This is a genomic window from Helicobacter didelphidarum, from assembly GCF_003364195.1.
In the GTDB taxonomy this organism is placed as follows: domain Bacteria; phylum Campylobacterota; class Campylobacteria; order Campylobacterales; family Helicobacteraceae; genus Helicobacter_A; species Helicobacter_A didelphidarum.
The window spans coordinates 14,310-33,947 of record NZ_NXLQ01000012.1 but is presented as its reverse complement, the minus strand read 5'-3'; the positions used below and the strand labels follow the sequence as shown (position 1 = coordinate 33,947).

20 protein-coding genes and 1 pseudogene are annotated in these 19,638 nt (G+C 32.7%); 8 read left to right on the top strand and 13 right to left on the bottom strand.

The window, feature by feature from the left end; all coding sequences use genetic code 11:
* Positions 1 to 24: 24 nt before the first annotated feature.
* The 3 genes from CQA53_RS06305 (at position 25) to CQA53_RS06295 (ending at position 3,396) form a co-directional block, all read left to right on the top strand.
* On the top strand, positions 25 to 717 hold the full coding sequence (locus tag CQA53_RS06305; protein ID WP_115543173.1) for a hypothetical protein: 693 nt from the start codon (positions 25 to 27) through the stop codon (positions 715 to 717).
* A gap of 384 nt (positions 718 to 1,101) precedes the next feature.
* On the top strand, positions 1,102 to 1,740 hold the full coding sequence (locus CQA53_RS06300; protein WP_115543172.1) for an outer membrane beta-barrel protein: 639 nt from the start codon (positions 1,102 to 1,104) through the stop codon (positions 1,738 to 1,740).
* Between the two features lie 27 nt (positions 1,741 to 1,767).
* On the top strand, positions 1,768 to 3,396 hold the full coding sequence (locus CQA53_RS06295; RefSeq protein WP_115543171.1) for a ShlB/FhaC/HecB family hemolysin secretion/activation protein: 1,629 nt from the start codon (positions 1,768 to 1,770) through the stop codon (positions 3,394 to 3,396).
* Positions 3,397 to 3,579: 183 nt separating this feature from the next.
* Here CQA53_RS06295 and CQA53_RS13560 read toward each other — a convergent pair whose 3' ends face one another.
* The 5 genes from CQA53_RS13560 to CQA53_RS12320 form a co-directional block, all read right to left on the bottom strand.
* Positions 3,580 to 3,705, bottom strand: a complete 126-nt coding sequence (locus tag CQA53_RS13560) for a hypothetical protein (RefSeq protein ID WP_281271175.1) — start codon at positions 3,703 to 3,705, stop codon at positions 3,580 to 3,582.
* A gap of 10 nt (positions 3,706 to 3,715) precedes the next feature.
* A complete protein-coding gene (locus tag CQA53_RS06290; protein WP_115543170.1) occupies positions 3,716 to 3,925 on the bottom strand; it encodes a hypothetical protein in 210 nt (69 codons plus the stop codon).
* Positions 3,926 to 3,929: 4 nt separating this feature from the next.
* Positions 3,930 to 4,052 (bottom strand): hypothetical protein, encoded by a 123-nt coding sequence (locus CQA53_RS13555; protein ID WP_281271174.1) that lies wholly within the window; start codon positions 4,050 to 4,052, stop codon positions 3,930 to 3,932.
* Between the two features lie 181 nt (positions 4,053 to 4,233).
* Entirely contained in the window at positions 4,234 to 4,443 is a 210-nt protein-coding gene (locus tag CQA53_RS06280) for a hypothetical protein (RefSeq protein ID WP_115543168.1), read from the bottom strand.
* Positions 4,444 to 4,574: 131 nt separating this feature from the next.
* Positions 4,575 to 4,727: a hypothetical protein gene (locus CQA53_RS12320; RefSeq protein WP_181882375.1), complete on the bottom strand. Its 153-nt coding sequence runs from the start codon at positions 4,725 to 4,727 to the stop codon at positions 4,575 to 4,577.
* A 173-nt stretch (positions 4,728 to 4,900) separates the two neighbouring features.
* Here CQA53_RS12320 and ispG point away from each other — a divergent pair, with 173 nt between their 5' ends.
* Both ispG and CQA53_RS06270 read left to right on the top strand, forming a co-directional pair.
* On the top strand, positions 4,901 to 5,986 hold the full coding sequence (gene ispG / locus CQA53_RS06275; RefSeq protein ID WP_115543167.1) for a flavodoxin-dependent (E)-4-hydroxy-3-methylbut-2-enyl-diphosphate synthase: 1,086 nt from the start codon (positions 4,901 to 4,903) through the stop codon (positions 5,984 to 5,986).
* 150 nt (positions 5,987 to 6,136) lie between these two features.
* Positions 6,137 to 7,414, top strand: a complete 1,278-nt coding sequence (locus CQA53_RS06270) for a glucose-6-phosphate isomerase (protein ID WP_115543166.1) — start codon at positions 6,137 to 6,139, stop codon at positions 7,412 to 7,414.
* A 41-nt stretch (positions 7,415 to 7,455) separates the two neighbouring features.
* Here CQA53_RS06270 and miaA read toward each other — a convergent pair whose 3' ends face one another.
* The 3 genes from miaA to prfB all read right to left on the bottom strand — a co-directional run bounded on the left by miaA (position 7,456) and on the right by prfB (position 10,675).
* A complete protein-coding gene (gene miaA / locus CQA53_RS06265) occupies positions 7,456 to 8,433 on the bottom strand; it encodes a tRNA (adenosine(37)-N6)-dimethylallyltransferase MiaA (protein WP_245945738.1) in 978 nt (325 codons plus the stop codon).
* Between the two features lie 122 nt (positions 8,434 to 8,555).
* The gene (locus tag CQA53_RS06260; RefSeq protein ID WP_115543165.1) at positions 8,556 to 9,491 is read right to left on the bottom strand and encodes a hypothetical protein; all 936 of its coding nucleotides are present in this window, start codon (positions 9,489 to 9,491) and stop codon (positions 8,556 to 8,558) included.
* An 83-nt stretch (positions 9,492 to 9,574) separates the two neighbouring features.
* Positions 9,575 to 10,675 (bottom strand): peptide chain release factor 2, encoded by a 1,101-nt coding sequence (gene prfB, locus CQA53_RS06255; protein WP_115543164.1) that lies wholly within the window; start codon positions 10,673 to 10,675, stop codon positions 9,575 to 9,577.
* 260 nt (positions 10,676 to 10,935) lie between these two features.
* Between prfB and CQA53_RS06250 the strand changes: the two genes are divergently transcribed.
* Positions 10,936 to 11,637 carry an outer membrane beta-barrel protein gene (locus CQA53_RS06250; RefSeq protein WP_115543163.1) on the top strand — a complete coding sequence of 234 codons (702 nt, stop codon included), beginning with the start codon at positions 10,936 to 10,938 and terminating at the stop codon, positions 11,635 to 11,637.
* A gap of 13 nt (positions 11,638 to 11,650) precedes the next feature.
* Here CQA53_RS06250 and CQA53_RS13550 read toward each other — a convergent pair whose 3' ends face one another.
* From CQA53_RS13550 to CQA53_RS13715, 4 genes and pseudogenes are all read right to left on the bottom strand, one after another.
* Positions 11,651 to 11,779, bottom strand: a complete 129-nt coding sequence (locus tag CQA53_RS13550; RefSeq protein ID WP_281271173.1) for a hypothetical protein — start codon at positions 11,777 to 11,779, stop codon at positions 11,651 to 11,653.
* A gap of 79 nt (positions 11,780 to 11,858) precedes the next feature.
* On the bottom strand, positions 11,859 to 13,355 hold the full coding sequence (locus CQA53_RS06245; RefSeq protein ID WP_115543162.1) for an McrC family protein: 1,497 nt from the start codon (positions 13,353 to 13,355) through the stop codon (positions 11,859 to 11,861).
* A 15-nt stretch (positions 13,356 to 13,370) separates the two neighbouring features.
* Positions 13,371 to 14,246, bottom strand: coding sequence for an AAA family ATPase (locus CQA53_RS13720; protein ID WP_407918844.1), 876 nt, complete (start codon positions 14,244 to 14,246; stop codon positions 13,371 to 13,373).
* Positions 14,247 to 14,906: 660 nt separating this feature from the next.
* Positions 14,907 to 14,987 (bottom strand): annotated as a pseudogene (locus CQA53_RS13715) (hypothetical protein); the annotation flags it as partial.
* 1,050 nt (positions 14,988 to 16,037) lie between these two features.
* Between CQA53_RS13715 and ilvA the strand changes: the two are divergent.
* Positions 16,038 to 17,273: a threonine ammonia-lyase gene (ilvA, locus tag CQA53_RS06235; protein ID WP_115543160.1), complete on the top strand. Its 1,236-nt coding sequence runs from the start codon at positions 16,038 to 16,040 to the stop codon at positions 17,271 to 17,273.
* A gap of 308 nt (positions 17,274 to 17,581) precedes the next feature.
* Here the strand turns inward: ilvA and pseI are convergent, their stop codons facing one another.
* The gene (pseI, locus tag CQA53_RS06230; RefSeq protein ID WP_115543159.1) at positions 17,582 to 18,763 is read right to left on the bottom strand and encodes a pseudaminic acid synthase; all 1,182 of its coding nucleotides are present in this window, start codon (positions 18,761 to 18,763) and stop codon (positions 17,582 to 17,584) included.
* Positions 18,764 to 18,818: 55 nt separating this feature from the next.
* On the opposite strand from pseI, the gene CQA53_RS06225 reads away from it, so the two are divergent.
* On the top strand, positions 18,819 to 19,484 hold the full coding sequence (locus tag CQA53_RS06225; protein ID WP_115543158.1) for a YggS family pyridoxal phosphate-dependent enzyme: 666 nt from the start codon (positions 18,819 to 18,821) through the stop codon (positions 19,482 to 19,484).
* Positions 19,485 to 19,638: the final 154 nt, after the last annotated feature.

The window sequence follows — 19,638 nt, the reverse complement described above, 5'->3', positions numbered from 1 at the left end:
CTCCATCTCTAAGGTAGATACATAATGAAAAAATTAGTAATAATCTTACTTTTCTTTTTTGTTACAAGTGAATGTATGCAGGCTTTTGGAATGAGAACAAATACAAGTAGTAGTCGTAGTGGTTTTAGCAACAATTTTGGTAGTCTTGGGAGGTTTATTGGCGGTCTTCATTCAGATATATCTTTTTTTATGGGAATAAATATGATATATGCTTTTAATTTATCCTCAAATTACCCAAGAGATCATTCGTCATCATGGGGAAGTGGGGCATTTAGCGAACCCATAACCTCACATTCTCTATTACCCGGCTGGAATATAGGTGGTGAGAAAAGTATCAATGACTATTTCGCTTGGCGAATCTATTTAGAGCAAAACTTTATACCATCTTTTGGATCGCAGGGAAGTGGGCTTTATATTCAAGTTGGGATTGGTTCTGATGGTATCTTGAGTATGATTAATGAGAGTGATTTTTCCTTTTCAGTCTTTGCTGGAGCTTCATTTGATGTCTATACGGGGTTTGGTGCAAGAAATGCTACACGCAGTCCCGATGTGAGCATTGGTTTTCTTGGGAAATTTGGAGTGATATTTGGATTCAAAGAAAACGAGAGAATAGAAATCGCAACACATCTTCCTATTGTGCATTTTAGTGTTCGCTCTGATAGAAATGCAGTATATACTCCCATTCGTTTAGTGTTTGGATACAAGCATATATTTTAAATCATAACTCACTCTTACACGGGAATTAGGCAAAGTAATTGTGAAAGATCAGTAAAGAAGCAAAAAGCGTATTTATTTTGAGAGAAAGAATGAAAAAGAGATAAAATGGGGATAAGAGTAACATATGAATCCTAAAAGACTTTATTTTTAGAATTTACTTTTATTATTATTGAATAAATATTACTATAAGTTATTATATATAGTTGCAAGAAAGGTTATAGAATCTCATGGATTTATCTAATTTATATCAAATAAATTTAAAATTTATTATGATTTGACGATTTCTTTGATATAAATTAAGGGTTATGATAGTCTTTAAATTATAAATTTGAAGAAATCTTATGTAACTTGTTAATTTATACATTTTTACATAAAGGAATATCAATGAAAAAGATATTAGCATTGGGTTTAGTTAGTTTAAGTTTAAGTGCCACTCTTGCACAAGCGAGGACTTTTGTAGGTATTGATGCAGGATATGATAGAGGATCGTTTGAATCTACAAATGGTCTTGCAAAAAAATCTTATACAGGCTTTATTAATGCTCCTGCTGAAGGATGGAATGTTGGTATCAATGTTGGTGGTGAGTGGTTCTTTGGTGAGTATGTAGGGTTAAGGACATTTTTAGGACTTGGCTATGGTCAAGCTTTTGCTCAAGCAAATACAAACCTTCATGTGCTTGATGTAAATCTCAACTTTGATATTATGGCAAATGTTGTCAATACAGGCTCTTTCTCTACCGGTCTCTTTGTGGGTGTTGGAGCAGGTTTTGGTATAGCAGCACAAAAGTTAAGTGCTGAAGCATTAGTCAGTATGAATATTCCAATCTATGGGAGGGCAGGTATTACTTTCGGGCTTGGTGAGCATAGCAGGATTGATGTAACTGCAATTTTACCTATTTTATCATACAATATGATTGGATTTATGGGAACGGATGCTGAAACAGCAGCAGATATGGTGGCAGCTGGTGTTCCTGGTGCATACAATCCACTTCGCTTTAATGTCGGATATAAATTCTTATTTTAATCCATATCTTTAAGAAGAGGGGAGGCTATGCTATATCACTATGGAGAATCTCTCTATGGTAGAGTATTCAAGACCCTTTTTCTTGTCTGTTTGTGTAGTTTTTTTCATGAGATATTTGCAAGAGATGGGGAACAGCAAAAAGTATGTTTCCCCATTGATACAATCTCATTCTCTTCACTCAATAGCTATCTCTATCATACAGATGATGAGAGAGATATTATTGCTAAAACTTTCCCATTTACACAGAGACTCGCTACAAATTATTTAGATCAATGTTTGAGTGTAAAAGACATTGCTTCATTATTACAATCCCTCAACGAAACTGCTTTACGAAATGGCTATATCACTACTCGCTTTGGCATAGGAGAGCAGGATCTAAACTCTGGTGAGCTTCAGATACGTACACAGATAGGTAGAATAGGGGAGATAGACTATCAAAGCAATGGACATGCCTTTTTCTTTAAAAAGGACTTTGCTCTAAAGTCCGGCGATATACTCAATCTCAAGAAACTAGAACAAGGTGTGAGTAACCTAACAAGGATAAAATCTCTTGATACAACAATGCAGATTCTCCCTGCGTATAGTGAGGATTTGAGTAATATTAGGATTGCGATTAAGAGAAAATCACTGCCAATTTCTGGGCAATTTATCTTTGATAATGGTGGTACACTCTTTGATAAATACCAAAGCACACTTTTATTGAGCTATGAGAATCCACTGCGTTTAGCTGATATTATCACACTTTATTTTTTAGGCTCTATCCCTTTTAATGGACAAGCAATCACAAGAAATTATAATTTCTATTCGTCTTTGAGCTATTCTGTCCCCATTCGTCGCTTTCTGATTGAGACAAACTTTGCCTATGCACTCAATGCTATGGAGATTCCATTAGAGAACTTTTCTGTTTTGTATGAGGGGAGAAGTTTTAATTTTGATTCTAAACTAAGCTATGCACTTTTAGCAAATCCAAAGCATAATATCTCTGTTGGTGTTGGCTTTGGTGCGAGGACTTCAGATAGTTTCATAGGAGAAGCAGAGCTTATCGTGCAACGACAAAGAATCTTACAATATTCACTTTTTGCACAATATACATTTACACTTAATCAATATAAATTCTCTACAAATCTTAGTATGTTGCAAGGATTTTCTTTGTCAAATCCAGCTATGCAGGGGTTTAATTATATCGTCCCGGTTGTAAATCTCTATGCGTATGTCCCATTTAATGTATGGAAATTTATAGGTGTTTATACAACAAGCATCAAAACTCAAGTTGCACAAAATAGACTTTATGCAAATGATCAAATGTTGATTGGTGGGCGATATGCTGTGAGAGGGTTTCAAGGACTAAATCTCTCTGGGCAATTTGGCGTATTATGGAGGAATGATGTCTCTTTGTATTTCCCCGCATTTGGTAAAGATCCTTGGAGATTGACTTTTGCTCCAAGTATAGGATTTGATATGGGATACATTCGCGATCTCTACAAAACGGCTAATTCATTCCTCCCTGAGAATGGCGTATTCTTAATGGGAGGAGGAGTGGGACTGCAAGCATTTGTGAGGTATTGCAATGTGCAAACATGGTATTATTTCCCCCTTTATAGTCCATATCCAATGAATACGCAAAGTTTCTTTTTCTCTGTTGCTGCAAATTGGTAATGCTACTTTGTTGTGATGATTGTTATGAGTGTGGTTTCAATCCTCTATACTTTAAGGATTTAATATCATAGATTATTCCAAGTAAAAGGCTTACTTCTAGCAAAATGAGGGTAGGAATCTTAGATTCTCTTTGCTTGAGATAAAATATTTTTATGCTTACCCTTTTGTATCCTCTTTTTATGATTATCCTTTCTTTTTGAGTTTTTCTCTGTGTTGTTTGTCTTTGTGTTTGACATAAAAAATCATACCAACAGGCATGAAGCAAACAACAACAAACATAATGACTGAAAACATTTGAACACCATTCATAGTAACCTCCTTAATCTCTAAGATTTTCTGCCATATCGAAATACCAAATGATTAAAAACAATAAAATCACCGCATTAATAAATATTGTTATACCAACAATATAATCACTTGTATTATAAGTATATCCTATAAGCCCTAACTCCGCTACAAACAAAGCAGTAATGATATTTTTTATAATATCTAAGACCGCTTTATAGTAGTCTTTGTCTCTTTTATCCACACATTTAACCTTTATCTTTGAGTTTTTCTCTGTGTTGTTTGTCTTTGTGTTTGACATAAAACCAAGCTACAATAGGTAAAGCACCAACAATAGCCAACATAATCAATGCTAAAATTTCATGTGCCATAGTAACCTCCTTAATCTCTAAGATTTTCTGCCATATCGAAAAAATAACATTCCAAGCTATCATATTATCCATTACTTATGTTCTTTCTTAAATTTCTTTCCTCTGTATAATCCATATATTGCAACTGCCACAGGAAGGCATAAAGTCGTTATAGTAGCAAAAATTACTAAAATTGTCATTGTTACTCCTCATCAATAAGGTTTTCTAAAAATATTAAATACATTACAAACAAAACTAACATTAAGACTAAATTTATCATGATTCCATAAAACACGATTTTAGTATTATTTGGATGTGTAAAGAAATATCCAATCATACCCAACTCTGCTACAAACAAAGCTGTAATGATATTTTTGATAAAATCTGTAAGAGATTTATAATATTCTTTCATGCCTTTAATCTATTATCCTTTCTTTTTGAGTTTTTTATCTTTTAAGACATCATATAGAAGCTTTATTACCATGCAAGTGGCTAAAATTCCAGATAAAACAGCTGCGACATTCCAAGCTATCATATTGTCCATTACTTTCTCCTTTGATAAAATATCGCTATACCCATAACTATCACACTAAATCCTAAAACAACAAAAACAGGTGTTTCAAAATTTAAGTTTAGCAAAAAATATGTAGCATTTACAAACAATCCTAAGCCTATGTTTTCTAACAATTTCCACATGTTAAAAACCCTTTAGTTAAACTCATAATAACTAACTGATACATACAATTATACAATACTTTTTTAGAAATTACCCAATAACTAAAAAATCAGAAAAGAGATTATATCATTTGCGAATTTCTCAAACTTATGTTAGAATATTGCCATAAGCAAATAGATTCTAAAGGAAATATATGCAAAGTGATAAAATCAAACCTCGTTACCCTACAAAACAAATCTTTGTTGGAAAAATAGCTATTGGTGGGGACGCACCAATTAGTGTGCAAAGTATGACTTTTAGTAAAACTCACAATATCGAAGCAACAAAAGCACAACTTGATAGATTACAACTTGCAGGTGCTGATATTGTGCGTCTTGCTGTGCTTACAGAAGAGGACGCAAAGGCACTAAAGATTCTTAAAACAATGACAAACATGCCACTTATTGCTGATATTCATTTTAAATATAAACTTGCTTTGATTGCCGCAAAATATGTTGATTGCATACGTATAAATCCGGGTAATATCGGCTCAAAAGAGAAAATTAGAGAAGTCGTGAAAGCATGTAATGAGAGAAATATTCCAATTAGGATTGGTGTAAATGGCGGGAGTTTAGAGAAAGAGTTTGAGCAAAAATATGGAGCGACTCCAAAAGGAATGGTAGAATCTGCGTTATATAATGTGAAATTACTTGAAGATTTTGGTTTCACAAATATTAAGATTTCTCTCAAAGCAAGCGATGCACCACGTACAATTGAGGCTTATGAAACACTGCGTCCTTTAGTCATATATCCTTTTCATTTGGGCGTTACAGAAGCAGGGACGCTGTATCATTCTATGATTAAAAGCTCTATTGCATTAGGGAATCTCCTCATGCAAGGTATTGGCGATACTATGCGTTGCTCTATCACAGGTGAATTAGAAGAGGAAATTAAACTTGCAAAATCTATCTTGCGTTATTCTGGTAGGCAAAAAGAAGGTATTACGATTGTTTCATGTCCCACATGCGGACGCATACAAGCTGACTTAGTAAGTGCGATTAAGAAAGTCGAGCAAAGCCTAACACATATTAAAACCCCTTTGCAAGTAAGCGTTATGGGCTGTGCAGTAAATGCACTTGGAGAAGCAAAACATGCGGATATAGCCATAGCATTTGGAAATAAAATCGGGCATATCATAAAAGGTGGGAAAGTATTGGCAAAATATAATGAAAATGAGATTGTAGAAAAATTTGTCTATGAAGTAGAAAAACTTGCGAAAGAAAGAGAGAAAGAATTGTAAAATATTTATGAGATATTTATTGTTCTATAATGTTATTTATATCATAGAGAAATTAGAGTTTTGTGAAACAAGGGAGATTTTACAAGAAAATTCCAAAAACGAGGTAGATTGTTAAAAATAGATTCTTAAAATCATCAATAAGGGGCAATAATGATTACATTTAATTTACATTTTAACACAACGGAATCAAGCAAACAAGATAAACATGATTCGCATTTTATACAAGAAAAAGATTCCGTATTTCATAAAATCTTAGAGGAAAAAGAAAGTCATAAAAGTGGTTATTATGATTTGCCATATGATACAAAAGCTTTGCAAGATTGTAGCACATATATGCAAGACAATGCAGAAATATTAAAGGATCTTACTCATATTATAATTATTGGTATTGGAGGGAGTTCTTTAGGGTTAAAAGCGATTGATACAATGTTGTATCATTTACCACATAGAAATGATATTGCATTAAAATTTCTCGAACACACAGACCCAATTAAAATCCAAAAGTCACTGAAACGCATTCGCATACAAACAAGCCTCTTTATTGTCATTTCAAAATCTGGAATGACAATTGAAACGACCTCCCTTATGAAATATTGTTTGTGGCGATATAATCTTTTAGAACCTAATCTTAAAAAACGACTTTTAATTATAACTGATAAATCTTCAATTTTAGAATCTTGGGCAAATGAGAATCATATTAAAACAATTACAATTAATAAAAATATTGGCGGAAGATTTAGTGTTTTAAGTGCCGTGGGTGTTGTTCCTTTAAAAATTCTAGGATATAAAGTAGAGGAAATCCTTGATGGAGCAAAAATCTTGCAAGATTCCTTTTTAGCAAGAAAGGAAGAACATATCTTAGAAAAAGCAATTTTTATGGCAAACAATCATAATACACTACCGATAAATATTCTCTTTTCCTACTCTAGTTCTTTTCGAGATTTCAATCTTTGGTATGTGCAACTATGGGGTGAAAGTCTGGGTAAGATTAATGAGAAGGGGAAAAAGGTTGGACTTACACCAATTAGCCTTATTGGCAGTATTGACCAGCATTCATTTTTACAGCTTATTATCGAGGGAAAAAATGATAAAACAATCACATTTCTAGGCATTAATCATAATAATTATCATGAGATTGTAATACCAGATATAAAAATGAAAGGTTTAGAATCTACGGATTTTGTGAATGACATTCCTTTTGCAAAACTCCTTTCAGCACAAGAAAAAGCTACTATGCGTGTTTTAGATGAGGATAATTTACCTGTGGATTCTATACAAATAGATTCTCTTAATGAACACAATATTGGTGCACTTATTATGTATTATGAGTTACTGACTTCCGCTGTTGGTTGTATCTTTGAAATCAATACTTACGACCAACCAGCAGTAGAACGAGGAAAGAAAATATTAAGTCAAATGTTAAGATAATATTGTGAATATGTAGGTATTCATTCTTTTTAGTAAGAGTTCTATTGTATATTTTTTATGATATTCAATATTTCTTGGATACTTAATGTATAATCAAGCTGCGTAATACATGTAAATTGTGTGCGATTGAAAGTCATCTGCCGTTTTGCAAGTTGTTTTGTGTGTGTTGCAATAAGCGATTCTAATATGTTTTTATTGATTTCACCATTTAAAAATAAAAGGCATTCTTTTAATCCTATGGATTTAAAAGGCTGAATATCTTTTCCATAGTGTTGCAATAGAGATTTAGCTTCATCGATAATCCCAGATTCTATCATTGCATGTGTGCGTTCATCAATATTATCTCGTAGGAGTTCTCTTGGCATATTAAGATTAAAGATATGAATTGGTTTGTGGAATGGGGTAGGTGGATTGTTTGTGAAAAACTCACTTGGAGATAAACCTGTTTGTATAAATATTTCAATACCTTTTTGGATTCTATAACTATCATTGGGAGAAATTTTTGTTGCATAATCTTTATCAATTTCATAGAGAAGTTCGTAGGTATATTGCTTGGGAGATTCTAAAGATTTATGTGTATTATTTGAATCTTGCTGATTGTGTGGGTTATTTTTGTGAAAATCTTTAGGATTTGGGCTAAGACCTGTGAGAATTGATTTCAGATAAAAGCTTGTCCCTCCAACAATAATGAGATTTTTAGAATCTTGTTTACAAATTTCTAATGCTTCATTTAAAAGGTTGATAAAAATACCTGCATGCACACATTCATGGGGTTGTAATACATTGATAGCAAAATGCTTTACTTTTGATAGCTCCTCATGACTAGGTTTTGCTGAAGCAATATCAATTTCTTTATAAATGCTAAGTGAATCAAGAGAGAAAATATAGCTTTGCAAAAGAGGTGCGAGTTGTAAGGCTAATGCACTTTTCCCACTGCAAGTAGCACCAATAATTGCAATGATTTGTGGTGTAAATATAGAGTCTGCAATGTGTGTTTGTGACATGTTACTTCTCGCCATATATTTCCTATTGGGACTTAGATTTTTCATATAAAGTAATGACTCAAATTGGCATTCTTTCATCATTGCATGTGTTTATATAAATGATTTTTTACTCATCTTTTTATATTTTTCATTCCACATTACTTATACACTTGTTCTAAAAGCACATCAATACCTTGATAATTTTGTAACCCCACATCATGCTTTGTTGGTGATCGATCTTTGCTTACAGAATCTTGCAACAAACTAAAAATGAGGTAAGAGTTTGGTAAAAGCGAAATAAGATTTGGCGGACATAATACACAATCAATAGGATTTTTGAGAGATAAAAGCATTTTTACATCATTTTTATCTTGTAATTGAATAATTGGCACAAGCCCTAGATTGTTTCCAAAAGCTATAAGATTATTAAAGAGTGTTGAAAGCATTTTTTTAGAATCTTTTTTATGTTTTGTTTGTTGTAAATGCTCAAAAAAAGATTCTGTATTGATTGAATCTAGAGGCAGTTTTTCTGTTTGTGCATAACTCAATATATCTATAAAGAGTCGTAAGGCATTGCAATCAAGCACAAACATATCTGCACCACTAATTGCTAATTCCAAGATTTGATATGTATCAATAATAACACCTTTGTAACCAATAAAGACAGGCATCAATCGTCGCAAGGCACTAATTGAGTCAATGAGATTATCTTGATTGGTTCCTTTGTCATCAATAAAAATACAGAGAATCTCTTTTTCTAAGTGAGAATTATCTCCTATTGTGGCTTGTTGCAATATTGTGGTAAGATTATCAAGCTGGATAGATACCCCTTTATGCGTCGAAACAGGGGTATGGTTATTGTTGATTTGAGAAGTTTTTAAGCTTTGTTTTTCATATTGTAGAGAATTTTTATCTGATGGACTTTTATCATATACGCGGAAATTTTGATATAAGTATTCTACATCAGAGAGACGCGGTAAAAAGCTATTATATGCTAAAGTCCTGCCTAAAATATCTAAGGGTAATATATTTTTTCTTTCTTCAATTGTATATATTTGTTTCAAAATAGGTTTGTATTCTTCTAATTCTTTCATACATCTACCTTTTTATGATTTTACAGAATCTTTTTTACTTTTACATACTTTCAAATTATGTGATTTTTTAATCGAATATAATTTTATTCTTTTTGATTAGCGTTACTCCAAATAAGCACAGATTCTATAAGAGAATCAATATCGCCATCAAGCACACCCGCACTATCACTCGTTGCATATTGACTGCGTAAATCTTTGACTTGCTGATAGGGAGAAAGCACATAGCTTCGGATTTGATGCCCCCAGCTATTACTTCCTTTATCATTGTTTCCTGTATTTTGTTTTTCTTTTTCAAGGGTATAAAGTTTGGAAGTAAGCATTTTCATCGCAGTTGCTTTGTTTTTGTGCTGACTTCTATCATTTTGACATTGCACGACAATGCCTGTTGGTAAATGTGTGATGCGAATGGCAGATTCTGTTTTATTAACATGTTGCCCACCGGCACCACTCGCACGATAGGTATCAATACGAATATCTTTTTCTTCAATCACAATGTCAATATTATCTTCTAATTCTGGGCTGACTTGCACACTTGAAAAGCTTGTGTGGCGGTTATTTTTAGAATCAAAAGGTGAGTTTCTGACAAGTCTATGGACACCATTTTTACATTTTAGATAACCATAGGCATTTTTACCTTTTTTAATAAATTCAACACCTTTAATTCCTGCCTCTTCACCATCTTGATAATCAAGCAATTCAACCTTATAGCCCTTTCTATCAGCATAACGTAAATACATGCGATAAAGCATACTGCTCCAATCTTGTGATTCTGTTCCACCTGCTCCGGGCTGAATGGTAATAATAGCATTTGTATTGTCGTTTTCTCCATGCAACATAACTTCTAGTTCAGCTTGAGAAATCAGTTTTTGAAGATTGTTTGATTCTGTGAGGAGAGATTCTAAGCATTCATTATCAGAATCTGCCTTTGCGATTTCATAGAGTTCAATAGTATCATTGAGATTTTGCACTGCATTGCTATATTTTTCAATACTTGATTCTATTTTTCTTTTTTCTTTTAACACCTTACTTGCTGTATCTTGGTTATTCCAAAAATCCTGTTCTAAACTTTGCTTTTCGAGCTCTTCTAAACGTTTTTGTAATGCGTCCGGATTAATAATTTTCTTAATATTTTCACATTTTATTTGTAGCTCTCTAAGGAGTTCGTTATATTCATATAAATCCATTCTAGTGCCTTTAAAAATTGAAATTATAATAAGATTTTGAGAATTTTTCATTTGAAGTAGAATAAACTTTGCAAAAAAATTCAATTTTATTATTCATACAATATTTCTTCATTTTAATATTGAGGAACAATTGAATAAATATTATATATTTGTTACTTATCTACAAATTTTAAAAATTTATAAGATATTTTTTAGTAATTTAAACTTAAGGGAGGGGGAGTATAATAAGCACATATCTTTTATCTCTTAAAGGAGCTAGAATGAAATTACTCAAAAAAATATGTATTTTGGCAGGGATTTTTGTATGCAGTGTAATTGCCGATGAATTGCACCAAACAGAAACAACCCAAAAATCAAACAATAGATTTGTGATTGGTGTGTATGGTGGCGGAAGTTATCTCTCCATGTCATCAGATTATGAATACTTCACAACCGCTAATAGCATTAGCTTTTTACAAGATATTCCAGGTGAATATGATAGTAGCATTGGGGGTTATAGCTGGGGTGCAAAACTCGGCTATGATATGTATTTCTTGCCTCGTCGTGGTGTGAGATTGTATGTAGATTATATGAATAGTGTGCTAGATTCCAAAGAAGGGACACTTGGCAAGATGAATCTCCATACGATAGGATTAAACGCTGATTATAAATTTGAGATTGCTGGTGGATTTGGTGTATTTGCTGGGCTTGGTTTAACATACAATATCATTAATACTCAGTATTTAGGAAATGATAATCGTTTTGGTGGGAGTTTCAATGTCGGTTTAGCTTATCAGATCTCTATTGTTGAAATAGAGCTTCGTTTTCGCTATCTCCTCTATGATGTAAATGAGAAACGTTCAGCATATATTCCTAATGCTGTTCAAAACATCATTCCTGGTGTTGATAAAAATAATATTTGGCATTATGTTGATATGGATACTCCGCTAAGCATTCATCTTGGGATCAATTTAAGATTCTAAAATATGTGGGATTTTAAAGATTGTAATGCAAGTATGTTCCATGAGTATTTTTCAGGATACTTCTCCTAATGTCTGAATAAGCTTGAGTAAAATCTCGCTCAAGCTTAGAGAATCTTATTGAAATCATCATTTGCTTTCGCACTTGCATCCTTGTTTGCAAAACTTTTCAAAATATCTTTTATAGATTCTCAAGCGAAAGATACTTTTATAAAAATTTTACTTTATACAAATGGCAAAGGGGCAAAGAGAATCTTAAGAGCGATTTCTTGCTCGTTGGTAGGGGCTTGATTTGTATCATAAAATTTCACAAGCTTACTTGCCTTGAAAATAAAATGAGAATCTTTATCTTCTGCTTCCTTTTGCAAAACCTCTTGCAATGCCTTGCTTCTTTCACAAAGTGGATATATGAGCCAAACCTCATTTGTCTGATATTTGCTAACATACGCCCACATTTGATACAAATCAGCCTGCGAGATTCCAAACTTTTTGGTATCATTTAGAGAATCTAAGATTTTCCATTTTGTATCAGCGATGATGCTTTTGTTGTCTTTAACAATCACAATATCTGGCTTGAGTTGAAAACAATCTTCCCCCTTGTGATTTATCATAAAATATTTTTGACTATTTTGTGTTTTTATATCACACTTCGGATTATGTCTTGTGAGCATTGTGGCGACATAATCTTCAAAAAGTTTCTCCATAGAAAAGAGCAGGGCAAAGGCTTCATTGCCCCCTTGATATGGGCTGAAAGTATGGTGATTAAGAAATATTTTGCACCATATCATAATATGTTTGTAATGATGAAAATATCGCGTGAAGTGGCATTGCGAAAAATCGTGCCGATAATTGTGTGAAAGATTGATGGTATCAAACCTCTCTAAGGCTTGAAGAATCTTAAATTGATGATATTTTGTTTTCTCTTTGAGGAGATGAAGTGTTGATTTTATCAAGCGATTTGGGGCAATATCCGCGATAAACTCATCACTTGCAGTGAAAAATCGCTCCTTATGAATGAGATTATACTTGATTTGCTTATCAAAAAGGAGTTTGCCTTTGAGAAATGTCCTATTTTCCTCCTTGCTGATATAATTCATCTTAAGCCCTTTGCTAAGGAGTTTGTGAAGCTCATCGACAAACATTGCGATAAAAATCTCAAATAAAGGCATTTTTGCAATCTCAAGTGATGAAATATAACTTTCTTTGAATGGAGAATCTTTGAGTGTTTTGAGGAGATTAATGAGGAGGATTTTGGGGTTTTCTCTTATTGTTTTGCCATCATCTTGAGTGGGAATTTTGCAAAAATTATTGTCAATGTTATAAGAATTTTGTAAAAAATCTTTGTATTGTTGTCTCTTATCTTGAGAATTTTTTGAGTTATGTTGTGCTAAATCCTGCTTAGAATCTTGCAGATAAGATTCTAGGTTTTTATCTGTATATTCTCTTAAATTCGTGCATTTAGGATAAATCTCTAAAACTCCGCTTTTGGTTTGAATAAGCCCGACGAAATTACGAGCTTTGAGGTGATTTGTGCCATCAAAATTTAAGAAAATGTGATTACCTTTTCCTTTGGCAAAGTCTTGGAGTTCGCAAAAGATTTTTTGAGCTTTTTCCTTTATTTTATCCTCATTTTTTTCGACACTATTTTTTATACAAGATTCTATATCACTAATCCCGAATCGTTGCCACTCAATAATATGAAGTGTGATATTTGTAGGCATTTTATTACTTTCATTTTAAGAGTAAATTTTGATATAAGTTTCTACATAATTCCATATTTTATCATTAGAATCCTTTATACGATACACTTTCTTGTCGTTATCTACCAGCTCATCACTTAGATTTATTTTTAAATCTTGCATAGTTTGAGATTCTATCATACCATTACCATTCAGCACCGCATCAATCTTAGCATAATCCTCATAGAAATATTCTTGCAAAAGTGGGATAATTTTGTGCTGAAAAATGGATTTGAGAGAATCAAGTGAGAGTTCATACCAATAATCTTCTTTATTTTCATAATAAATAGTCTTTTCAAAGAAAAACGCATGTCCTATCGTATGTTCCCTATCGAGCAAAAACTCTATGCGATTGTTGATAGATTCTAGTAATTTGTCAAGCTGAATACTTAGTTCAGCCTCTTGCACTTTAACTTTAATTTCATTGCCATATTCATCTATAATCTTAATTTTTTCTAGCAATGTAGCCTTTGGCATCATCTCTATAAACTCAAATCTCCTACGCAGTGCCGTATCAAGCAGGGCGATACTCCTATCTGCCGTATTCATCGTGCCGATGATATAGAGATTGCTCGGCACACCAAAACTTTCATTACTATAAGGGAGCTTCACATTGAGGGCTTCGTCTCTAATACCTCGCTTTTTCTCCTCCTCACTCACACTTATCCGCTTACTAGGCTCGATAAGCGTGATAAGCTCACCTAGAATCTTGCTGATATTACCACGATTGATTTCATCAATGATGAGGATATAGGGCTTTAACTCTACATTTTTTTGTAATTTGTTTTGTGGCTTATAATCATTGCTTTCAAATTCGCGTAATTTTTCAAACAATGTAAAATAATATGGTGCATTGCCATGATAAGCCGACATAGATGTTTCTCTAGGTTCTATATCTTGAAAAGTTTTGATTTCTCCATTTTTAAATTTAAGATAATCCCTCAATACAATTTGACTACTTAAACTTTGAGACGAGTTGCTATTATCTGTGCTAATTTCTATGCTAATTCTATTATTAGCTATGCTCACTCTCCTAATTTTCATACGATTTTTAAAATTTAGGCTCTCTTTTTCATCTAACTGCCCTTGGAGATGTTGTGCATATTGCGATAAAAGTTCAAGTATGTTTGTTTCTTTCCTCAAAACTTCTATTGATTTTTGAGAATCTCGATAATTTTCTTTTGCCTTTTTGCAAATCTCCTTAAAGATTCCATTTTTGACTTCATAAATCATATTTTGAGAATTATCAGAATCTACAATAGGCTTAATCCCCTCGACAAACTCTTCATAAGAATAGTTTTGATGAAAGGTAATAAACTCGATTTGCCCTTGTTCTTTGTAGTGGTCAAAGAGAGCTTTAGCAGAGACTCTATCACTCATAGAATCTACCTCACTAGATTCTATCAAATGTAACTCCTCGAGCCTCCTTTTTATCTTGTCATAGTCGAGATTATCTTTTTCCGTTGGCGTTTTTTTGGCTTCGTTCTCTTTTGTAGTTTCTGTTTTGGATTCTTCGCTACGCTCATGACGATACCCTAGTATCTCCAACGCCTTATTAATTGTGCAATAAGTTTTGCCTGTGCCGGGCGGTCCATAGAGGATTTGATTGAGAGGTTGAGCGGTTTGCATTGTGTTTCCTTGTTTTTGTGGTTTTTGTTGATTGTAGCTTTTGTTTGTATCTGATTTTGATATATCTTGTATTTCTTCTAAGGGGAGTTTTGCAAACCATTCCATTTTATCAAATATTGCTTGAATTATTTTATCTAAATCTGATTCTAAATATTCAAAGCTGCTTATATTATCCTTATTGTATTCATCAACCTTACTTTGTGCATTATATAGAATTTTATTGTCATCACTCTCACCTATTTTAACTCGAATTTTTTTCGTATCTCTGTTTATATCACAATAAACATATACCCCTTTAGAGGAGGAAGTATAGTCGCTATCGATTCTCAAGAAAGCTATATGAGGAGAGTTTGCTAGTTTTCCTTGTCCAAACCTCACATTTGCTCGATACCCATAAGACTCAAGCAACTTAGTGATAGCGTTTTTTAAGTCCGCATAGCCTTGGTCTTGAGTTTCTGTTGCTTGTTTAAAAAACTCTTCAAGCAAATCTCGAAACTTAGATTTTTCATTTTCGCTTATTTCTTTTATAGATTTCATTCAACTTCTCCTAATTTCAAATTTTTGAAAATCATATATTATACCATACAAAAGCTTTTATGTGCCTAAATAGCGGCTTCAAGCACGATAAATCAAAGTATTATGAGATGATGATTTAAGTGCGAATATGTATTAACAATATTTTATTCCAGCTAAAACTAGAAACGCATATTTTTATACATTTTAGAATCTAAAATACAAAAAACATGCTAGAATCAACTTTTGTTTTACAACATTTATAGATTTTATCATCATACATAAAGTGTGATTCTGTATTTTGAAGAAATATTGAAATTGTATAGAATCTCATGAATGGTTTCCATTTATTTCTAATAACTTTCATAGATTCTAAAAGTGTTTTCTTGTAAAGATACAAAGGATTAGGAAGCAATATTTAACTTTTATGAAAATAGAAGTGCAAGAAATCAAGTTGAGATTCTATTTCTATTGAGAGTGTTAAAAGACTCCATGTAATTCATCTCATTATTAAGGAAAAATATGAAACTTATTGATATTAACGAAATTAAAAAAGCACAAAACCGATTGCAACATATCATCGCACAGAATCCACTTGCATATGCCCCGCGTCTCAGCAAGGTTGCGAATACACAAGTTTTTTTGAAAAAAGAGAATCTCCAGCTTACAGGTGCGTTTAAGATACGCGGAGCATTTAATAAACTCGCAAGTCTTAAAGAAGAAGATGAAAAAAATAAAACAACAATTCTTGAACAAGGTGTAATCTGTGCAAGTGCGGGTAATCACGCACAGGGTGTAGCATTTTCTGCACAACATTTTAGGACGAAAGCTGTGATTGTGATGCCAGAGGCTACACCACTTTTAAAAGTTACAGGCACAAAGGCTATGGGTGCAGAAGTCATCTTAGCAGGAAATAATTATGATGAAGCCTACACACATGCCCTCAATCTTGCAAAAGAACGGAATCTGACTTTTATTCACCCTTTTGCCGATAGAGAAGTTATTGCAGGGCAGGGAAGTATCGCATTAGAAATGATAAATGAAGAATGTCTTGATAAAATTGTTGTGCCAATTGGTGGTGGTGGTTTGATTAGCGGGATTGCAAGTGCCTATAAAGCATTATATCCAACAACAAAAGTTATTGGTGTGAATGCAAAAGGTGCAAATGCGATGAAGAAAAGTTATGAACAAAAAAAGATTCAAAACTCGCAATTCGTGAAAACAATTGCTGATGGTATTGCTGTGCGTGATGTCAATGAGGGTGTATTTGAATGTATTTTAGCTGGAGTTGATGAGATTGTTGAAGTTGATGATGAGGAAATTGCAAGTGCGATTTTGTTTCTTTTAGAATCTCAGAAACTTGTTGTAGAGGGTGCTGGTGCTGCTGGGGTTGCTGCACTTATGCATCACAAGATTGATGTTGAGCCACGACATAAAGTCGGTGTTGTGTTGAGTGGGGGCAATATTGATGTAACTATGTTAAATATTATCATTGAGAAAGCATTACTAAAAAGCGATAGAAAAATGAAATTTCAAGTAATTCTTGTTGATAAACCAGGAAGTTTGCAAAAACTTACAGAATTACTAACAAAAGAGGGGGCAAATATCGTTTTTATTAATTATTCTCGTGTAAGCACAAAACTTGAATATGGTGATGCGATTGTTGAGCTTGCACTTGAGATTAAAGGGAGAGAACATAAAGAATCTGTCCAAAAAATTTTACTTCAAAATGGTTATAAATTTAATGAGATATTATAGATTCTCTATCATAGTCTAATATTTTCGCAATAGATGTCTTCTCAAGAATTTATTTGTTTTATGGAATACAACACAAATTACTGGTAGTAAATAGTAAAATATTCGCAGATTCCAAATAGTATAAGAGTAGTTTTAGAATAGTTTTTACAGAAAAGTAAATTTTGGCATTGATAGAAATTAAATTCTTTATTATTTTATGCTTCAAACAGAAATATAAGCTTAGATTTAGATTGCTATTATAAAAGGCAATCTGTAAATTATATTACAATATACAAGAGATTTTGAGATTTCATTTTATCCAATTTATTTTATGTAATATATTCTTCAAGTAGCGGTATCCCACCTTGATAATCGGAACGAAATGTCTTGCCAAGTATAGAATCTAATTGTAAGGGTGAAAGACCGGATGATGGACGCACACACGCAATATTTTCAAGACTTAATACTTCCCCTTTTTTGACATTTTTTGCGATAAAGAGACTTCTTGCAAATTGTCTGCCTTTTCTTGCTCTATTTTCTTTCATTTGAGAATCTTGCATTATATTTTGTTGTATAGTTGGTTTATCAAGATTTATAGAATCTGATGAATTTTCTTTGGGTGGATTCATAAGGGTATTAAAAGATAATGGTTGTTGTTTCGCACTTTTCGCATGTCGCATATCAAGTATATCTAGCTTTTCATCGATAAAATCTTGTGCTAAAGTGCAGATTTCTTGCACACCTTTTACCATTTCCCTAAATTCAGAAATATCAAGACTAAAGGCACTATCAACACCTCCAAGTTTCTTATCTAAGATAAAATGTTTTTCAATCATACTTGCTCCACAAAGTGTCGCCATAATGGGGACACTAATCCCTAAAGTATGGTCAGATAAGCCTATGCTGACATTGTATTGTTGCCATTTTTGCTTCATTTTTCTTATATTCGTAAGTTTAGCTTCAGAGATATTTGCAGGATATTCAGAAATGCAATAGAGTAGGGTAATTTGGCTATTATCGCGTAAAATCTCCAGGGCATATTCAATTTCATGCTCATTTGCTACGCCTAAAGACATAATAACAGGTTTTTTTGTTTGTGCGATTGCACGAAGAAGTATAGGGTGCATAACTTCAAAACTTGCAATTTTATAGATTGGGCAATTAAGGCTTTCTAATAATTCAACACCTTGAGTGCTAAATGGGGAACTAAAGGCAATAAGTCCTAATGATTTAGCGAGAGTAAAAATTTCTTTATGCCACTCCCATGGCATTTGGGCATTTTCATAGAGATTCCATAGATATGAATCTTTCCATAGTCCATCTTGTATCCGAAAATATTCATTACGATAGGGCAGAGTAAGGCAACTTGGTTTATAAGTTTGCACTTTTATTGCATTTGCTCCTGTTGTTGCAATAGCCTCAATACTTTTTAAGGCTATATCAAGACTTTGATTGTGATTGGCACTAAGTTCAGCGATAATAAATGGTGGAGTAAGTGATTGTGATTGCATGAAGAGATTCCTATACTAAATTTATGTTATAATAGCAAAAAAATGAGGATATTGCATGATTGTGCACAATTTAGAAAGAGTTTTACATTCTATTGAAGAGGCAAAAAATCGTTATAATCGCAATGATGAAATTAAACTTATTGCTGTGAGTAAATATAGCCAAAGTAGCCATATATTACAAGCATTTCAAGCTGGACAAATAGCTTTTGGTGAAAATAAAGTGCAAGATTTATCAAGAAAATCTCAAGAATTAAAACCTTTGGATATTGAATGGCATTTTATTGGCACATTACAAGAAAATAAAATTAATATGTTGTTGCATTTAAAACCACAACTTTTGCATTCTTTACATTCAATGAATTTGGCAAATGCTTTACAAAAACGATTGGAGAGAGAGAATCTTTTTTTAGATACACTTTTGCAGATTAATAGTGCAAATGAAGATACAAAGCATGGATTTTCTATTGAAAGTGCATATGAATCCTATAAACAAATTGCAGAAACTTGTTCAAATATTCGATTACAAGGAATTATGTGTATGGGGGCACATAGTAATTCTATAAAACTCATTGAAAAAAGTTTTGTTATTGCAAAAAATCTTTACGACAAATTACAAGTAGATGGTGCAAAAATTCTTTCGATGGGTATGAGTAGTGATTATGAAATAGCTATTGCAAATGGAAGTAATTGTTTGCGAATCGGGTCACAAATCTTTTGTTAAATTATTGATATAAGATATTCTTTGAGAGTTGAATGGAATATTAAAAAATAAATTTTCAAGATAATTTATAGATGAAAAGATTTATAAATTGCAGGATTCTTTACTCATGCAAAGTGTTTTTAATACTATGATTGAAGGATTTGTAAAGATATTA